22 protein-coding genes are annotated in these 17,035 nt (G+C 61.3%); 14 read left to right on the forward strand and 8 right to left on the reverse strand.

What is annotated here, in order from left to right; genetic code table 11:
* Positions 1-33 precede the first annotated feature (33 nt).
* Together CO676_RS13985 and CO676_RS13990 are read left to right on the forward strand one after the other, a co-directional pair.
* The gene (locus CO676_RS13985; RefSeq protein WP_014762197.1) at positions 34-222 is read left to right on the forward strand and encodes a DUF3008 family protein; all 189 of its coding nucleotides are present in this window, start codon (positions 34-36) and stop codon (positions 220-222) included.
* A 203-nt stretch (positions 223-425) separates the two neighbouring features.
* Complete coding sequence (locus tag CO676_RS13990; protein ID WP_097521492.1) at positions 426-584, forward strand: hypothetical protein; 159 nt, start codon at positions 426-428, stop codon at positions 582-584.
* 120 nt (positions 585-704) lie between these two features.
* On the opposite strand, the gene CO676_RS13995 is transcribed toward CO676_RS13990, so the two are convergent.
* On the reverse strand, positions 705-1,226 hold the full coding sequence (locus tag CO676_RS13995; protein ID WP_097521493.1) for a sigma-70 family RNA polymerase sigma factor: 522 nt from the start codon (positions 1,224-1,226) through the stop codon (positions 705-707).
* A gap of 277 nt (positions 1,227-1,503) precedes the next feature.
* On the opposite strand from CO676_RS13995, the gene CO676_RS14000 reads away from it, so the two are divergent.
* The 4 genes from CO676_RS14000 (at position 1,504) to CO676_RS14020 (ending at position 3,167) form a co-directional block, all read left to right on the forward strand.
* Positions 1,504-1,782: a DUF1236 domain-containing protein gene (locus CO676_RS14000; RefSeq protein ID WP_097521494.1), complete on the forward strand. Its 279-nt coding sequence runs from the start codon at positions 1,504-1,506 to the stop codon at positions 1,780-1,782.
* A gap of 76 nt (positions 1,783-1,858) precedes the next feature.
* On the forward strand, positions 1,859-2,125 hold the full coding sequence (locus CO676_RS14005) for a hypothetical protein (protein ID WP_097521495.1): 267 nt from the start codon (positions 1,859-1,861) through the stop codon (positions 2,123-2,125).
* Positions 2,126-2,424: 299 nt separating this feature from the next.
* Positions 2,425-2,907 carry a CBS domain-containing protein gene (locus CO676_RS14015; RefSeq protein WP_014762193.1) on the forward strand — a complete coding sequence of 161 codons (483 nt, stop codon included), beginning with the start codon at positions 2,425-2,427 and terminating at the stop codon, positions 2,905-2,907.
* Positions 2,895-3,167 carry a DUF982 domain-containing protein gene (locus CO676_RS14020; protein ID WP_097521497.1) on the forward strand — a complete coding sequence of 91 codons (273 nt, stop codon included), beginning with the start codon at positions 2,895-2,897 and terminating at the stop codon, positions 3,165-3,167. The genes CO676_RS14015 and CO676_RS14020 overlap by 13 nt, the downstream gene beginning before the upstream one ends.
* A 42-nt stretch (positions 3,168-3,209) precedes the next feature.
* Here the strand turns inward: CO676_RS14020 and CO676_RS14025 are convergent, their stop codons facing one another.
* From CO676_RS14025 to CO676_RS14050, 6 genes are all read right to left on the reverse strand, one after another.
* Positions 3,210-3,518 carry a DUF6074 family protein gene (locus tag CO676_RS14025; protein ID WP_097521498.1) on the reverse strand — a complete coding sequence of 103 codons (309 nt, stop codon included), beginning with the start codon at positions 3,516-3,518 and terminating at the stop codon, positions 3,210-3,212.
* 337 nt (positions 3,519-3,855) lie between these two features.
* Positions 3,856-4,638: an SDR family NAD(P)-dependent oxidoreductase gene (locus CO676_RS14030; protein ID WP_097521499.1), complete on the reverse strand. Its 783-nt coding sequence runs from the start codon at positions 4,636-4,638 to the stop codon at positions 3,856-3,858.
* Positions 4,639-4,640: 2 nt separating this feature from the next.
* Positions 4,641-5,015, reverse strand: coding sequence for a hypothetical protein (locus CO676_RS14035; RefSeq protein WP_097521500.1), 375 nt, complete (start codon positions 5,013-5,015; stop codon positions 4,641-4,643).
* Positions 5,016-5,163: 148 nt separating this feature from the next.
* Positions 5,164-5,586: a low affinity iron permease family protein gene (locus CO676_RS14040; RefSeq protein ID WP_097521591.1), complete on the reverse strand. Its 423-nt coding sequence runs from the start codon at positions 5,584-5,586 to the stop codon at positions 5,164-5,166.
* Between the two features lie 188 nt (positions 5,587-5,774).
* Positions 5,775-6,065, reverse strand: coding sequence for a DUF982 domain-containing protein (locus CO676_RS14045; RefSeq protein WP_097521501.1), 291 nt, complete (start codon positions 6,063-6,065; stop codon positions 5,775-5,777).
* 168 nt (positions 6,066-6,233) lie between these two features.
* Positions 6,234-6,485, reverse strand: coding sequence for a DUF982 domain-containing protein (locus CO676_RS14050; RefSeq protein WP_097521502.1), 252 nt, complete (start codon positions 6,483-6,485; stop codon positions 6,234-6,236).
* Positions 6,486-6,874: 389 nt separating this feature from the next.
* On the opposite strand from CO676_RS14050, the gene CO676_RS14055 reads away from it, so the two are divergent.
* Both CO676_RS14055 and CO676_RS14060 read left to right on the forward strand, forming a co-directional pair.
* Complete coding sequence (locus CO676_RS14055) at positions 6,875-7,972, forward strand: DUF475 domain-containing protein (RefSeq protein ID WP_097521592.1); 1,098 nt, start codon at positions 6,875-6,877, stop codon at positions 7,970-7,972.
* Between the two features lie 312 nt (positions 7,973-8,284).
* On the forward strand, positions 8,285-8,611 hold the full coding sequence (locus tag CO676_RS14060; protein ID WP_097521503.1) for a hypothetical protein: 327 nt from the start codon (positions 8,285-8,287) through the stop codon (positions 8,609-8,611).
* A 686-nt stretch (positions 8,612-9,297) separates the two neighbouring features.
* On the opposite strand, the gene CO676_RS14070 is transcribed toward CO676_RS14060, so the two are convergent.
* Entirely contained in the window at positions 9,298-9,459 is a 162-nt protein-coding gene (locus tag CO676_RS14070; protein ID WP_014331478.1) for a Thivi_2564 family membrane protein, read from the reverse strand.
* Positions 9,460-9,791: 332 nt separating this feature from the next.
* On the opposite strand from CO676_RS14070, the gene CO676_RS14075 reads away from it, so the two are divergent.
* The 6 genes from CO676_RS14075 (at position 9,792) to ugpC (ending at position 16,987) form a co-directional block, all read left to right on the forward strand.
* Entirely contained in the window at positions 9,792-10,814 is a 1,023-nt protein-coding gene (locus tag CO676_RS14075) for a LacI family DNA-binding transcriptional regulator (RefSeq protein WP_097521505.1), read from the forward strand.
* A gap of 79 nt (positions 10,815-10,893) precedes the next feature.
* Complete coding sequence (locus CO676_RS14080) at positions 10,894-12,129, forward strand: sugar ABC transporter substrate-binding protein (protein ID WP_097521506.1); 1,236 nt, start codon at positions 10,894-10,896, stop codon at positions 12,127-12,129.
* A gap of 63 nt (positions 12,130-12,192) precedes the next feature.
* Positions 12,193-13,110, forward strand: coding sequence for a sugar ABC transporter permease (locus CO676_RS14085; protein ID WP_097521507.1), 918 nt, complete (start codon positions 12,193-12,195; stop codon positions 13,108-13,110).
* The gene (locus CO676_RS14090; RefSeq protein WP_097521508.1) at positions 13,107-13,970 is read left to right on the forward strand and encodes a carbohydrate ABC transporter permease; all 864 of its coding nucleotides are present in this window, start codon (positions 13,107-13,109) and stop codon (positions 13,968-13,970) included. The genes CO676_RS14085 and CO676_RS14090 overlap by 4 nt, the downstream gene beginning before the upstream one ends.
* 17 nt (positions 13,971-13,987) lie before the next feature.
* On the forward strand, positions 13,988-15,910 hold the full coding sequence (locus CO676_RS14095) for a glycoside hydrolase family 127 protein (RefSeq protein ID WP_097521509.1): 1,923 nt from the start codon (positions 13,988-13,990) through the stop codon (positions 15,908-15,910).
* Positions 15,911-16,987, forward strand: coding sequence for a sn-glycerol-3-phosphate ABC transporter ATP-binding protein UgpC (gene ugpC / locus CO676_RS14100; RefSeq protein WP_097521510.1), 1,077 nt, complete (start codon positions 15,911-15,913; stop codon positions 16,985-16,987).
* Positions 16,988-17,035: the final 48 nt, after the last annotated feature.

Genomic DNA, 17,035 nt, shown 5'->3' on the forward strand with positions numbered 1-17,035 from the left:
GGGCCGTGCCGTCGCTTGAGCGGAGGAAGAAAGATGCCTGCAAAATCGAAGGCACAGCAAAAGGCAGCCGGCGCCGCACTCGCGGCCAAGCGCGGCGACATGAAGAAAAGCGAACTCAAGGGAGCCTCCAAGGGCATGGCCGAGTCCATGAGCGAGAAGGAGCTCGAGGAAATGGCGTCGACCAAGCGCAAGGGTAAGAAGGAACACGTTTCGAAGTCTTGAAGGCGCCGCAAAGGAGCCCAATTTGCTGCTCCCATTCAAGCGCCGCGAACCTTCGGAGGGTGAAGGACCGTCTACGCCGCTGGCGGCAAAGACGTGCCGAATTCAAGGGGATAGGGTTTTCGTGTCGGCTTCGTTTTGGTGATTTACACCAGGAACCGGGGACCATATTTTAAGTTTGGCACCCCGGTAAGAAGGACGGACGAATGAGCGAACCCAAAGCCCGTGCAGATGCGGACGCAGACATGGCCGTCGAGGAGCGGATCGCATTCCTGTTGGGCAAGATCGAGAAGGAGGCGGTGCCGCAACGTCTGCTTGAACTGGCGCAGCAGTTGCAGGAAGCGCTCAACACGCGCAGGAAGTGACCGGGCCTACTGCATGTATCCTTAGATCGTCGCCGATCTAAGGATACATGCAGCAATTCAAAGTGCTACAGCGACCTTTGCGCGTCTGGACGCGCGGCGCTGTAGGCGCGCAGTGATCCTCTAGTTCAAGGGGTTCCCGTGCATTTGCACGGTCAATTCATCGCGCGCGCGGCTTAGTCGGCTCTTGATCGTTCCGATCGCACAATCGCAAATGTCGGCGGCCTCTTTGTAGCTCATCCCGAAACCGGCGACGAGCACCAGAACTTCGCGGTGCTCGGGAGAAAGGCAACCCAAGGCCGTCCGAAGCTCGCCGTTGAGCACACACCACTCCTGGGAGGGAGCTGTCGGGATCGGCAATTCCGCACAGTTGGTGCTTCCCGGGCCTTCCCGGGTGCGGATCTTGTATTGCGTGCGGAAAGCATTGCGCATGATCGTGAACAGCCAGGACTTGAGGCTCGTACCCGGCGCGAACTGATCGATGCTGCGCAGGGCGCGTAGCAGGGTTTCCTGCACCAGATCGTCAGCCTCGAATGACGCCGACGTGAAGGTCCGGGCAAAGGCCCGCAATGCCGGTATCAGGTCGACGACCTGCTCTTCAATGTGTGGTGATGGCTGCGACGCGTGACCGGCGGTGGCAGGCATATCGACTATCGCCCTTCTGGCCGTGAGTATTTTTGGTGACGCGAAGGAAAATGCCTGTCCGCGGTTTTGGTTCCTAGAAGGCAGACAATTCACGGCGGTTGACACCGGCACTGCGCTGATATCGCCCGTCCGCCAAGCGCTTTCTGCCGCTTCTTCTGCGTCGCTCCGCCTCAGCCGAGGTCACGGACTTCCCTGTTTGGCACTTGAACGGCCAAAACGCCCGCGGGAACCAAATGCCTCCGTTCCCGGTTGGGTAGGCCTTAGGAAGGAGAAAACCATGAAGAAGTTTGCCTTGATTTGTGCCGCCCTCATGCTCCCCGTATCGGCGATCGCTCAAACGACCGTTGTGCTGCCGGGCGAGGTCAGAACCTATGTAATGGAGCAGAAGACGCCGTCCGTGGCTTTTGAGGGGGAGATCGTCGTGGGGCAGCCCCTGCCGGAAACCGTCGAGATCCATACGATTCCCGATCAGCCGGATTTTGCCTACGCGATCGTGAACGAGAAACGAGTTGTCATAAATCCTAAGACCCGCGCGGTGGTGGAGGTCGTCCAGTAATTCGAAGAGCGCGGCATGGCGGAACTGCCTCCATGCCGCTTTTCTTGTCCTTCTACGCCACCGCAGTGAGGCGACGATGGAGAATGCGGAATTTCAGCTGGCAGCCCACCGGGAGATTCTGATCGCCGTTCTCTCGGCTCTCGCGCGCCACGAGGATGTGTGGCCGGAGATCAACCGCGTCCTCGACGAGACCCGCATCGTCCAGGATCATGAAGAAGATCCGGGGATCGTTCCCTCTGAGGCCTTCGCGAGACAAAACGCGATGACGGCGGAGATTACCGCCATCCTGCGGGCGGCTGCGATGCGAGCTGCGCTGGATCCAGACGCTCCTCGAACGGCGTAGTCAGCAAAGCCAACCAATTGTGGGGAACCGCACTCCCTGTTCGCGCGTTAACAACAAGCCCGCGGTTGCAGCCGCGCAGGTCCACGTCAACAGAAGGGATTGAATCGTGCGACAACGAGCGAAGAAAATGCGTCCGAGGTTTGCCCGGCCGCCTGAAAATCCAAATCCTACAAAGAAGGCGCCACGGAACTCATGGCAACCCCAGGTCACCGTGCCGCACCAGGTCGATCTCACCTTAAAGAAATCGCCAGACGAAGAAATCGCGGTGCCGGCCTCGGTCAACGGTAGGAGCCTCATAGATGGCCGGCCATGAGGAAAAGGCGATTCGCGTCCGCGACGTGATGTCTCGCCAGATCTATACAGTTTCGCCGACGGACACGGCACAGTCCGTGGCGCGGTTGATGAAGGAGACCGGAGTGGGCGCATTGCCGGTGGAGGTTCCGGGAGTGGGGACGATCCTCGGGATCGTCACCGATCGCGACATCCTTACCTCGGTCGTTTCCCAAGGACGATCGACATCGACGGCGGTGTTCGAATTCATGACGGTGGCGGCTGAATCCTGCGAAGAAGGAGACAGCATCCTGCTCGCCGCTCAGAAGATGCACGATCTGAGGATACGGCAGCTCGTTGTGGTAGACGAAAAGCGCCACGCTGCCGGTATCATCGCGCTGGCGGACATCATTCGCGTCAGCCCGGAACTCGGTGGCCTCGTGCTTGATGGCATGTCCCGCCAGGAACCGGCAAACGAGCAGCTTGAAGGAATGTCGCCATGCCCGGCCTGACGCAGGACCGACTGTGGAGTGAAGTGGTGATCCTGGAGGCACCGAACCGTGTGCTTCGTGTGCAAAGCACGCGCGATGCGTTTCTTTGCCTCAAGAACCATTGGCCGGTGCCGGATGGCGACGGGAGCGCGAGGAGTGCGGCGCTCGCCGCCTGTGACCGCGTGATTGACGGGCAGGACGAGCCGGATGTCGCACGCGCTGCGTTCATCAAGGCGGCCGAGGAGGCCCAGTTCGCCGTCCATAGCTGGACAGGTGAATGAAGGCGCGCGATCGGGCGTTTCAGGCAATCCTGTCGATGATCATCACGTCCTGCTGTCGGAACGGTTTCGCCCGGCGGCAGGCGGCTCGTAACGGCGCGCGATGGCGGCCTGGACTTCCGCCTGGAACGCGAGGACCTGGCTGCGGATTTCGTCTTCCCCCAGGCCCAACTGCGCAAGCTCATCGGCAAGCTTCCGGCACTCTGCTTTCCAGAATTGCAGAGCGGCGCTTCCATGGAGCCGATCGAGCTCCCGGGCGCAGCGATCGATCTCGCCGGCGCGCGCCTCGAGCGGAAATGCGACGATCCCGCCGGCTTTGAACACACTCGTCCGCTCGCTTACTTCAACTTCCATCGAATCACCCCGCACTCGCCTTCCGGGAAAGCTCTATCGGCAAGATAGTTAACGATTCCTTCGTCCCGTCCCTGTGCTCCGGCTTGTCCGCTAACGGAGACCACGATTATTTCCCATTGCCGGGAACAATTCGGTGCGCTTCCAGTTTGGCCAACGGAACGCGCGGAATAGTTCCCTCTCCGCAAGCCCCTACGGATCCGGGCGTTCCATAGTGCTGATGCGGATAATGGCCCCGCCACCCCGGCGGGGCTTCTTTTGGACAACTGTAGCACTCTGAATCGCTGCATATTTTAAATCGGCAACAATTTTAAGGAAACTGCAGTAGTGTGGCAGGACTCTAGCGCAGCAGCCCCTGGCCGCCGTCGACCCAGACAGGGCTGCCGGTTATGTGCCGCGCATCGTCCGAGACGAGGAAGCGGATGACTTCTGCGACGTCCTCGCTGCGTCCGGGCTCGCCGCCGGTAATCGGAACCTGTCCATCCGGCCACTCGACCGGTATCGCGGTTTCCTGCTCGTGGCGAAGGCTCGTATTCTCTGCAATGCTGGTGTCGATTTCCCCCGGACAGACGGCATTGACCCGGATCTGGTGCTTTGCCAGCTCCAGAGCCAGTTGCTGGACCATGGCGACCTGGGCGGCCTTGGTGGCCGTGTAGGCTGTGGCGCCCGGCGTCGTGAAGGTACGTGTCCCGTTGATCGAAGAGACGACCACGATGGCCCCGCCGCCGTTTTGTTTCAGATGAGGGACCGTCGTGTGCAGGGTGAGAAAGGTGCCGCGCAGATTGACGGCAATCGTCTCGTCCCATTCGAACGGCTTCAGATCGTCGATTGGCGCCCAAACGCCGTTGATGCCGGCATTTGCGACGACGATGTCTAGACCACCGAACACAGAGACGAGTTCGTCCACCGCTTCGCGCATCGGCGTCTCCTCGGAAACGTCTGCCTCAAGGACGAGCGCCTGCCCGCCCTCGGCGCTGATTTGGGCGGCAACCTGGTCGAGTTCGGGCCGCCTACGCCCCAGCAGGCCTACTTTGGCGCCTCTTGCGGCGAGCATAAGTGCCGTAGCCCTGCCGATGCCGGATCCCGCGCCGGTGACGAGCGCGACAGACGAGCGGCCGACCATGGCTAGTGCTTTTTCGCGCGGTCTGTCGGAATCGTGGAAGCCGTCACCGAAACGGGATCGCTGGCCGGGAAGCTGTCCTCGAGCCCCTCGTCGAGCTGCCGTTCCATCTCGTCGGTATCCTTGTTGAAGCGAGCGCTGCGGCGCATATTCGGTTGGCCTTCCGGAGCCTCGCCGTTCTCGAGAACGGTGGTCTCGGTGGTGGCGAGTTCCATCATCACCTCCTTCGCCCGCTCCACCGCATTCATGCGGTTGAGGCTGCGGCAGGCGTCGTTGCGTAGGGATACCGATACGATCTCACCTCCCTCACCGACGAATTCAACCGTAAAACCGGCCCTGCCGCCCTGTTCCGGAATAACCTGCGTGCCGACAACGTGCATATGCTTATCCTCCTGGTCGCGCTTCCAGGCGCGGGTCGAATGTTGACATCATCGACCGAGCGGAAGCCGGTTTGCGTTTCCTGTGGTGCTTTGCCTTTCAGGCAAACGGCCACGTGTTGTTTTTAGTTCCACCGACTAGGCCCGCCAGCTACCGGGCCTCGGCCCGTCGCGGCTTTCGCCCGGCTGCCTTGGAGATCTTCCTGTGCAGCGCCTGATCGTCCTCGCTCGCCGCGTGCTCCCTCAAGATTTCGCTGAGGCGCTTCAACTCCCGATCATCGAGTTTTTCAATGCCGATGAAACGGTTTTCGGCCTCACTCGTCAGGATAAGCTCATCCAGCTTCGCCTGGAGCGCGGTGCCGTCGCGATTCTGCGAATTCTGGAGAACGAAGACCATCAGAAAGGTCACGATCGTCGTGCCGGTGTTGATGATGAGCTGCCATGTCTCGGAAAAATCGAAGAACGGTCCGGTCATGCCCCAGAGAGCGACCGTTGCAACCGCGATCACAAAAGTGACCGGCCTGCCGGAATATTCTGCGACCGCCGTGGAGAATCTGCTGAAATTGTTCACCATGCGAGAGACCCGTCCCATGCATTGCGATGATCATCGAATTGTTCCGGTGCCGAAGCGGCAAACCGCTTCACGTCGGCTCGCTGTAAATGCCTGAAACCAAAAAAGAGTTCCCTGTGACAATGTGGCGATTGCGTCGCCAGCAGGGAGATCAGGGGCAGGAGAAGGCGGCCCATGCCGCCCAGCCACGTTCACTCCAAGCGCGGATGTGCATTGCCACCGCTGTCCTGCACCGTCCCGGTGACGATCGTCAGGAAGGCCTCGCGGGAAGCGGCAAGGAAAGCGGCGCGGGCGTCCTCGGGTCTCTTCCGGTGCCTCAGCGCCGCGTTGCATGCACGCACGGCGCAGCCGTAATAGGCACCATGCCGCACCGGCCATTCGCTTTGCAGGCATTTCATCGCGTCGAGCGGCCCAATGACGGTGCGGCACTTGCCGTCCAGCATGTTGAGGTTGACGGGCTCGTTCCATGGAATCTCAAGCATGGCTGTCCTTTCGCCCCTCCTGCATGTTTTTTAAACCGGAGCCGATCCAAGGATAAGGAACATTTGAAAAGCCTTTGTGCGTTTAGACGCGCGGCGCTGCAGGTGCTCCTCTGCGTCCCGAACTGCCTGTGCGACGCTCTTACACGTAGCGCCTGAGACTATGCGCTTCTATTGACTGCGAATCGAGATGTGGGCCTCCTCCGCCGCCTTGATGAAGGCCCTGCGGGCTTTCTCGGTCTTGATCTTGCCGTCCAGTGCCTGGAGGCAAGTCCGTTTGGCGGCGGCAAGCGCGCGGCCATCGCGCTGCGGCCAACGCAACAGCAGGCATTCGACGGCCTCCCGCGTACTCTTCACGGCGCGATATCCGCCCATTTCACCGAGCTCCAATTCGACGCTCTTTTCCCACCAGAAACAGTGCATGATGCCTTGCCTCACCACTGGTTTACCGCTGGAAATCAAACTGTTGGAGCCGGCTTTTGGTTCCCGCGCAAATGGCGATAACACGCCCCGTGCACGTGCGAGAGACGAGGTGAACTCTTGACGCGAAGCCCGATCTCGCTAAGTAAAGAAAAGCTCCCGCTCTCAGACATCGGATCGCGGGAGGAACATTGGTGCCGGGCCCCTCTGGCGAGAGTTTTTACGGCGCTCTCGTGATGTCGGTACCGCCAGCAAATCAGCCGGCGGAAAAACGCTACCATGACAATTCAACTCATGCTCCACGCATGTGGCCGTTCGGCCGTGCGTTCTTTTGTTTCCAACAATCTCCCTTTCGCAAAGGCGACGAGCTCGCGGGCAGAGGAGATTCGCCAATGACACAGCCGCGCTCGCAAACAGGCACACTTGATTACTTCAAATGGGCCTTTCTCACCACCGCTGCCGGTCTCGTTCTCGGCGCCTGGGTCGGTTGGCAATCGACCGGTACCCTCAGCGGCATGATGACGGTCTTCTTTGTCTGTGCCGTGCTCGCTGTTCTCGAAATCTCCTTGTCTTTCGACAATGCCATCGTCAACGCCAACAAGCTCAAGGACATGACGCCGGTCTGGCAGCAGCGGTTCCTCACCTGGGGTATCCTCATCGCTGTCTTCGGCATGCGCATCGTCTTTCCGCTGTTGATCGTGGTGATCGCGGCAAATATCGGCCCCATCGACGCGATCATCCTCGCTGCGGCCCGTCCAGAGGAATATGCCCGCATCATGCACGATGCGCACCTGCCGATCGCCGCTTTCGGCGGAACGTTCCTGATGATGGTCGGTCTCAATTATTTCTTCGACCATGAGAAAGACGTGCACTGGATCGCCTGGCTCGAGCGCAAGATGGCGCGTTTTGCGACCATCAGGGGCGTCGAGATCGCCTTTGTGCTGGCGCTTATTCTCGGCTTCTCGACCTTGCTCGAGGGAGATGAGGCGGTCGCCTTCGTCCATGCGGCCGTTTACGGGCTGCTGACGTTCCTCGTCGTCGAGATCGTCGGCGGCCTGCTGGACGCCACGGAGCAGACCATGAGCGCTGCGGCTAGAGGCGGTTTCGGCGCCTTCCTCTATCTGGAAGTGCTCGATGCCAGCTTCTCCTTTGACGGCGTCATCGGCGCCTTCGCCCTGACCCAGAACCTGTTCATCATCGCTATCGGCCTCGGCATCGGCGCGATGTATGTCCGCTCGATGACCGTGATGCTGGTCGAAAAGGGAACGCTCAGCGAATATCGTTACCTGGAGCATGGCGCCTTCTATGCGATCCTGATCCTCTCGGTGGTGATGTATTTCCAGACGTTTATGCATATTCCCGAGGTCATCACCGGACTTGGCGGCGCGGGTCTCATCGGCCTTTCGCTCTGGTCGTCGATTCGCCACAACCGGCGCGAGGCGCAAGGGGAGACTTTGGCGGGCGAGCCGGACGGGCGGCTGCGGGCGTAAGTTTTATCGCCACCATAGGAATGGGACGGCCCGGCAATCCATGCCGGGCCGTCTTTGTTTTACCCCGAGGCATGGCGATCCCGCACGCCGCGGATATGCTTGCCACAGCACAGGTCAAGGCGGAAAGTGCCGGCGTCGCATTCTCCCGTCGGATCCGCTGGCGTGATGCCGAAGCCATCCTGGGTCCATGCGAGAGAGATTTTGCTTCTGCATTTTTTGCCGGAAAAGCGTCACAGTTTCGGGCGAAGGCCACGGCGAGCCGGGAATGCCTCCCGGCGAAATGGTTGTCAGCAACAACGCGGAGGAACGCTCTTGAACGCCAGTCCGAACGATCTTGCGCTGATTGCCGTGATGCGCCGCTATTTTCTGTTGAAGGACGAGGCGAACGCGTTGAAGCAGCGGATGGAGGCCGCCCGCAAGGATGCCGGTGAAGAAATCGACCGCTTCTACGATCCGCGGCTGAACGCCGTCCATGCCGACGATATCCTTGCCTGGCATAGGCTCAGGAAGGAACAGGAAGAACTGATGAGCCTTGCCGCGCGATGGGGAAGAGGCGGCAGCATCGAGGATTATCCCCTCGAAACAGAGCGGCCGCCGGAGACCATCCATATGCTGGGCATCCACATCGTGACGGACTGACAGGTCGCAGCGCTCGCGAGGACATCGGCGACGCAAGCGCAACTCTCTTGTCCTCTGGTGGAGAAGCCAAAGAAACAAGCACTCGCGCCCTGGCGGGCGCGAGGCTTCCAGAACGGTGGCCGGCGGTCTATTGCGCGGGCGTAGCGGGGGCCGGCGTAGTAGGCGCGGGCGTAGCGGGCGCCGGAGTAGTGGGTTCCGGTGTCGCGGGTGCGGGCGTTGCGGGTGCGGGTTCTGGTGCCGCAGGCGCGGGGGCGGGTTCTGTTGGAGCCGGCGCCGGGGGCGTTTCGGCTGTCTGTTCGGTGCCACCCGGCATCAGGAAGATTACCGCGAGGATGACGATCGCGACCACTATGATACCGATGATCACGTTTCTGTTCATTGAATAGTTCCTCCGACACTGGAGACCATCTTTGGTTGACGGTCTCGACTCGATTATTGGAGCGGCCAGTCTGCTTTGCAATCAGAGATCAGTGAACACAGCCCATAATCACCCTTGAACAGGGTGATTCGCAACCAATTGCTTGATTCTATTTATTGCGAGTGGCGTTGGCGAACTGCGACAGTGTATTCTGCGGTGTCGTTCGCCCGAGCGACACGCGGTACGGAAGTCAATATTGGATGGGCGACGGACACCGATCCGAACTCGCGGGCCCATGACGGGCTGTTCAGGCCAAAGGGCGGCCAAGCTAGAATACCGCAAGATATCTCAGCAACGACAACACGCCGATAATGATCACGATGGCCTGGACGATTTGCTTGGTGCGTCCGTCCAGCGGAAGCCGATTGACGAGGTAAAGCACCAGGATGACGACGAGAAATGTCACGAGCACGCTGATCAGTAAGGACATGTATTTCCGCTCCGTTGCGTTGGCTTACGAAGCTTTACCTATGGGAGTAAAAGCGGAAGGAAAGGCCCAACCACCAGTTCGCAACGGTTTCGCTTTGCGCCGATGAAGCGTCGGAGCACGAACCCACCCGGGCCGACAATGCCTTGCTCGGAAATGTGGTGCGTCGTGGGCGGAAGCGGAAGCAAGCGGCGCAACGAAGTTTTACTGCCGGGTATTCACTACGATCGCTCAGGAAAGTCACAAACGTCAGCAGCATGAGAAAACGTTTTCTCATATTGACATCCTCCATGCGAAAAGGTTTTCTCACACACGCTTTAGGGTGGGAGACCGATTTGACGACACAGCGATCCAGAAGCGGGCGCGTGACGATTCACGACCTGGCGCGAGTGGCGGGCGTCAGCGTCTCGACAGTGTCGAAGGCGTTGAACGACAACGGCCGCATGGCCGCCGAGACGCGGGCGCGGATCAAGCGGATGGCCGCCGAAATCGGCTTCCGGCCGAACGCGCTGGCGCGGGGGCTGCTCTCCAGCCGGTCGTTCACCATCGGGCTTCTGACCAATGACACCTATGGCCGTTTCACTCTGCCCGTCATGGCGGGTGTTTCGGAGGCTTTGGTCGACCACGGCGTCTCAGTCTTCCTCTGTGCAATCGAAGACGATCCTGCCCTCGGCAAGGTCCATGTCGATGCCATGCTGGACAAGCAGGTGGACGGCATCATCGCGACAGGCAAGCGGATCGACAGGTCTCTCCCGGTCGATCTCGCTGGCCTGCCGGTGCCAGTCGTCTATGCCTTTACTGCCGGGGCGCCGGAAAGCGTGACATTCACGGCCGACGATGCCCACGGCGCGGCTCTTGCCGCGGCCTGGCTCAAGAAGATCGGCCGCCGCAGCCTGGTGCATATCACCGGGCCCGAGGATTTCGTTTCCGTGCGCGAGCGCGCCTGCGCCTTCGCGAAGGAGGCGGGCGGGGATGCGCCCGTCCTTTACGGCGTCTGGTCCGAGCGCTGGGGCCACGAGGCCATCGCCGAACTGTGGAGCGCTGGTGAAAGGCTGCCGGACGGCATCTTCTGCGGGAACGACCAGATTGCTCGCGGCGTGATCGACGCGCTTCGAGAGCGCGGCGTCAAGGTCCCGGACGACGTCTCCGTCATCGGCTTCGACAATTGGGAAATCCTTGCCGAGCAGACGCGCCCGCCGCTGACGACGATCGACATGAATTTGAAGGAACTCGGCAGGGAGGCCGGGTTGATGGTGCTTGCCCTTGCGGAGGGTAGGACGGCCGAGCCGGGCTTGCGCAAGCTGCCCTGCAAGCTTGTCGTCCGGCAATCCTGTGGTGGGGCCGGTACGCCTGCCTAAGCGCGGCTGACCGAGTGCGACTGAACGAGGAGGAGGGAGCTCGCGTGCATGCGGCTCCAATCAAGAGGAGGAATGGAAAGTGTTGAAGAGATTGCTTGCCGCAACGACGCTCGCCTACGGGCTGGGGCTCTCCGTTGCTTCCGCCGAAACGATCAGCATGTGGGTTCGCTCCGGCATCGGCGACTCCTTCAAGGAAGTCGTCAAAGCCTACAATGCTGCCGGTGAGGACAAGGTGGAACTGACCGAAGTTCCCTTTTCAGAGCTTGTGCAGAAATACGCCACCGCCATCGCCGGCGGACAGGCGCCGGATGCGCTATCGCTCGACCTGATCTACACGCCGGCCTTCGCCGCCGCCGGGCAACTCGAAGACCTGAGCGAATGGGCGAAATCGCTCCCTTATTTCAACGCGCTCTCGCCGTCGCATGTCAAGCTCGGCACCTATCAGGACAAGATCTACGGTCTGCCGCTTTCGGTCGAGACCTCGATTCTCGCCTGGAACAAGGAGCTCTACCGCAAGGCCGGCCTCGATCCGGAAAAAGCGCCGAAGACCTGGGAGGAGATTACGGCCAACGCCGAGAAGATCCGCGCGCTTGGCGGCGACACCTACGGCTTCTACTTCTCCGGCGGCGGCTGCGGCGGCTGCATGATCTTCACCTTCACGCCGCTGGTCTGGGGGGCGGGGGCAGACATCCTCTCCGCCGACAGCAAGAAGGCGACGCTCGACACGCCTCAGATGCGCAAGGCGGTCGACATCTACCGCAATCTCGTCGCCAAGGACACGGTTCCCGCCGGTTCCGCGAGCGACAACGGCGTCAATTTCCTGACCTTCACCAACGGCAAGATCGGCCAGCAGAGCATCGGTGCCTTCGCCATCGGCACGCTCGTCACCCAGCATCCGGAGATTGACTTCGGCGTCACGCTGATCCCGGGTGTCGACGGCAAGCCCTCGTCTTTTGCCGGCGGCGACAATTTCGTCGTCACCAAGGGAACGCCGAAGCTGGAGACGGTCAAGAAGTTCCTCGAATTCACCTATTCGATGGAGGGCCAGAAGATCATGGCGAAATACGGCAGCCTGCCGACTCGCGGCGACATCGCCGGTGAGGTTCTCGAAGGGTTGGATCCGCGCCTCAAGGTCGGCATCGAGGCCATCGCGGTCGCAAAGACGCCCTATACGCTGCAGTTCAACGACCTGATCAACAGCTCGAACGGCCCCTGGGCCACCTTCATCAATGCAGCGATTTACGGCGATGACGTCGACGGCGCCTTCTCGAATGCTCAATCCGAGATGCAGTCGATCATCGGCGCGGGCCAGTAGCCCTTAACGCTGGAAGGGCGCCTTGCCCTTCCAGCATTCGGAACAGGATCGAAGAAATCATCTATGACGATCTCGGGCATCGCATCCCCGTCGCCGCGTCGCCGCAAGAGGAAGCGTTCCGGCTGGCGCGGCCTACTCTACATCGCACCCGCGATGGCGCTGGTCACGGTGTTCTTTGTCCTGCCGGTGCTCTTCACCGTCTGGATGAGCCTGCACAAATGGCCATTGCTCGGAAAGCCGGCCTGGATCGGCTTCGGCAACTATGTGCGCATGGTAAGCGACGCACGCTTCATGACGGCGCTCGGCTTTACGGCACATTATACGATCATCGTCACCCTCGCGATCTTCGCCGTGGCCTTTCCACTGGCGATTTTCGTCGAAAAACAGCGGCCGCTGGTTTCGGCCTATCGAACGATCATCTTTCTGCCGGTCGTCGTCGGGCTGGCCTCGGCCTCGCTGCTCTGGGTCTGGCTCGCCAATGTCGACAGCGGCCTCTTTGCCCCGCTTATGCAATGGCTCGGGCTGACCAATGGCCGCATCAACCTGCTTGCCGGTTTCGATACGGCCTTCCTGACCATCATTGTCATGGTTGTCTGGAAGATTGCCGGCTTCACCATGATCATTCTGCTGACAGGGCTCCAGGCGATACCGGCGGAACTGACCGAGGCCGCCCGTATCGACGGCGCCCGCCGTTGGCAACGCTTCCGCTATCTGACCCTGCCGCTGATGCGACGAACCATGGCACTGGCGCTGATCCTGTCGGTGACCGGCTCCATCCTTGCCTTCGACCAGTTCTACATCATGACCAGCGGCGGTCCGCAAAACCGGATGATCTCCGTCGTCTATTACATCTTCATCCAGTCCTTCGTGTCCTTCAATCTGGGCTACGGCGCGGCACTTTCGATCGCGTTGCTCGCAATCCTCGTCGCCATCAGCATCTTCCAGCTCTGGCTGCTCAAGGTGGGGGATGAGAGGCCATGAGGACGCGCCGCGAACTCCGCGCCCGCAAGGCGCTGCGCGATCGGATCGCCTATCACGGGATCGGCATCGGCACAGCCTTCTTCTTCCTGGCGCCGTTCGTCATCGGCTTCTTGGCATCGTTTCGGCCGAGCAGCGAATCCGGCTTGCCGCCGCTGCCGCCATGGCCGGTCTCGGGCGTCAGCTTCGATGCCTATCGCATCCTCGACGGCTTCGGCTCCGGCGTCCTGCAGCACACGATGAATTCGCTGGTGGTGTCGCTCGGGACTGTGGTCTTGACCGTCGTCGTGAGCGTGCTTGCCGGCTATGGCTTCTCGCGCTACCGCTTTCCGTTGAAGAACGCGCTGTTTGTGCTGATCATCGCGACGCTGATGATTCCGTTCCAGTCGATCCTGACGCCGCTGTTCATCATCCTGGCGCGGCTGGGGCTCAACAATTCGCTGTTCGGCCTGATGCTCGTCTATGTCACGCTGCAGCTGCCGTTCTCGGTCTTCATGATGCGCAACGCTTTCGACGCGGTGCCGAAGGAGATCGAGGAGGCGGCCCGCATCGACGGCGCGCGCGACCTGAAGCTGCTGGTTCGGGTGCTGTTGCCGCTGGTCATGCCCGGCGTCGCGACGGTGTCGATTTTTGCCTTCCTCAATGCCTGGAACGAGTTTCTCGCGGCCCTCGTGCTGCTCTCCAGCAACGAGAACTACACGCTGCCGGTGCTGATGATGGCCGTGCGCGCCGGCCGGCTTGGGGCGATCAATTGGGGCGCCGTGCAGGCGGGGGTCGCCGTCATGGTCGTACCCTGCCTCATCGTCTTCCTGCTGCTGCAACGATACTACATGCGCGGGCTGATGGCCGGCGCGGTCAAATAACGAGAGAAAGGCACATCATGAGTAAGAAGGACCGACAGTTCAGGCCCGTGGCCGTTCCGGATGTCCGGGTCGGGGGATTCTGGGGCAAGTGGCAGGATGCCGTCTGCAACGCCACGGCCGAGATCCTGCTTGACCGCTGCGTCGAAGCGGGAATGCTGCGCGCCGTCGACGTCAATCATCCGAATCCCGGCATCGTTATTCCCATCCAGTCCTGGGGGGGGACGACACAGATGTTCTGGGACAGCGACCTGGCTAAGTCGATCGAAACCATCGCCTACTCGCTCTATCGCAAGCCCAATCCGCGGCTGGAGGCCAGGGCCGATGAGATCATCGACATGTATGAACGGCTGCAGGATAAGGACGGCTATCTGAACACCTGGTTCCAGAGGGTGCAGCCGGATCGGCGCTGGACCAACCTGCGCGATCACCATGAGCTCTATTGCGCCGGGCACCTGATCGAGGCGGCAGTCGCCTATTTCCAGGCGACCGGAAAAAGCAAGCTGCTCGACGTGATGTGCCGTTTTGCCGACTACATGATCGACATATTCGGCCACGGCGAAGGGCAGATTCCCGGTTATTGCGGCCACCAGGAGATCGAGCTTGCGCTCGTCAAGCTCGCGCGCGTGACCGGCGAGACGAAGTATCTCGATCTTTCGAAGTTCTTCATCGACGAGCGCGGCCAGGAGCCGCACTTCTTCACGGAAGAGGCGATCCGCGATGGGCGTTCACCGAAGGATTACGTGCATAAGACCCACGAGTATAGCCAATCCCATGAGCCGGTGCGCCAGCAGAAGAAGGTCGTCGGCCACGCGGTGCGCGCTATGTACATGTATTCCGGCATGGCCGATCTGGCGACCGAGTATAAGGACGACACGCTCACCGACGCGCTCGAAACGCTCTGGGACGACCTGACGACCAAGCAGATGTATGTGACGGGCGGCATCGGCCCTTCAGCCAGAAATGAAGGCTTCACCGACTATTACGACCTGCCGAACGACACCGCCTATGCCGAGACCTGCGCCTCGGTCGCGCTGGTCTTCTGGGCAAGCCGGATGCTCGGACGCGGACCGAACCGGCGCTTTGCCGACATCATGGAACAGGCGCTCTACAACGGCGCGCTCAGCGGCCTGTCGCTCGACGGCAAGACCTTCTTCTATGACAATCCGCTGGAGAGCACCGGCAAGCATCATCGCTGGAGATGGCACAATTGCCCCTGCTGCCCGCCGAACATCGCCCGGCTTGTCGCCTCGGTAGGCGCCTACATGTATGGCGTGGCGACCGACGAAATAGCGGTGCATCTCTATGGGGAGAGCACGGCGCGGCTGAAACTGGGCGGCTCGGGCGTCACGTTACGGCAGGTCACCAACTATCCGTGGGAGGGTGCGGTTTCGATCCGGCTCGAACTCGCGGAGCCGAGGCAATTCGCCTTGTCCTTGCGCATTCCGGAATGGGCCGACGGCGCCAGCATCTCGGTAAATGGAAGCGGTATCGACCTCGAACACGTCACGCTGGACGGCTATGCTCGCATCGAGCGCGAATGGTCCGATGGCGACGCGGTTTCGATTGACTTGCCGATGAAACTGCGTCCGCAATTCGCCAATCCAAAGGTCCGGCAGGATGCCGGCCGCATTGCACTGTTGCGTGGGCCTCTGGTCTATTGTGCCGAGGAGATCGATAATGGCGGCGATCTCAACGCCATCGTCGTGCCGGAGGATCTGCCTGAAACGACGTCGACGACCCTGGAGGACCTCGAGGGTGCGGTCGCCGTCGAACTGCCGGTCGAGCGCGAGGATACGGCGGACTGGGGGGGCGCGCTCTATCGCCCGACGCCGGCGGCAAAGCGCGCCGCGCGGCTGCGCCTGGTGCCCTACCACCTCTGGGACAATCGCGCACCGGGCGAAATGCTCGTCTGGCTGCAAGCTGAGAAGCGTGGCGGCTAGATGACGGAACGGGATAGGATCGGTGTGGCACTCAACGGAGTGCGCAAGAGCTTCGGCGCGCTGCAGGTCGTTCATGGCATCGATCTGACGATCAGGGAAGGCGATTTCACCGTGTTCGTCGGTCCGTCGGGCTGCGGAAAATCGACGCTGTTGCGCATGATCGCCGGGCTCGAGGAGGTAAGCGACGGGGAAATCGCCATCAGGGGGCGCGATGTTACGGATCTCGACCCCTCCGAGCGCGGCATCGCCATGGTCTTCCAGTCCTATGCGCTTTATCCGCATATGAGCGTGCGCGACAACCTCGCATTCGGACTGAAGCTGGCGCGGACCGACCGCGCGGAAATCGAGCGGCGCGTCGGGCAAGCCGCCGAAATCCTCAAGATCGATCACCTGCTCGACCGGCGGCCGGGCCAATTGTCGGGCGGCCAGCGCCAACGCGTGGCAATCGGCCGGGCGATCGTCCGCAAGCCTGACGTCTTCCTGTTCGACGAGCCGCTCTCAAACCTCGATGCAGAACTGCGCGTCTCGATGCGTGTCGAGATCGCCCGGCTGCATCGCGAACTCGGCAACACGATGATCTATGTGACGCACGACCAGACAGAGGCGATGACGCTCGCCGACCAGATCGTCATCCTTCGCGACGGAAGGATCGAGCAGACCGGCACGCCGCGCGAGGTCTACGAGAACCCCGTCAACACCTTCGTCGCCGGCTTCATCGGCTCGCCACGCATGAACCTCTTGGATGCAGAATGGAGCGGCTCGGGAAAGGTGCGGGTTGCCGGCTGCGAGATCGAGGCCCGCCTGGACTCGCTTCGAGCCGGCGAAAGGATCGTCTTCGGCATGCGGCCCGAACATACCCGGATCGTCGCCGGCGGACCCGATGCGGTGCAGGCGACCGTGGAGTTCACCGAATATCTCGGGGGCACGCGCTATATCTATTGCAGGCTCGGCGATGCGCAGAATGTCGTGGTGGAATTGCGGGAAGGCGACGACATTCCGTCAGGATCGACGGTATGGCTGTCGGCGCCCTCCGAGCGTAGGCGGTATTTCGACGCCACGGGCGCGCGGGTCGCTTAAACCTGGACGGGAGGCGGCGTGGGAGGCTCATCAAGCATGGCCGACGCG

The sequence above is a fragment of the Sinorhizobium sp. BJ1 genome (assembly GCF_002531555.1).
Taxonomy (GTDB): Bacteria; Pseudomonadota; Alphaproteobacteria; order Rhizobiales; family Rhizobiaceae; genus Sinorhizobium; species Sinorhizobium fredii_B.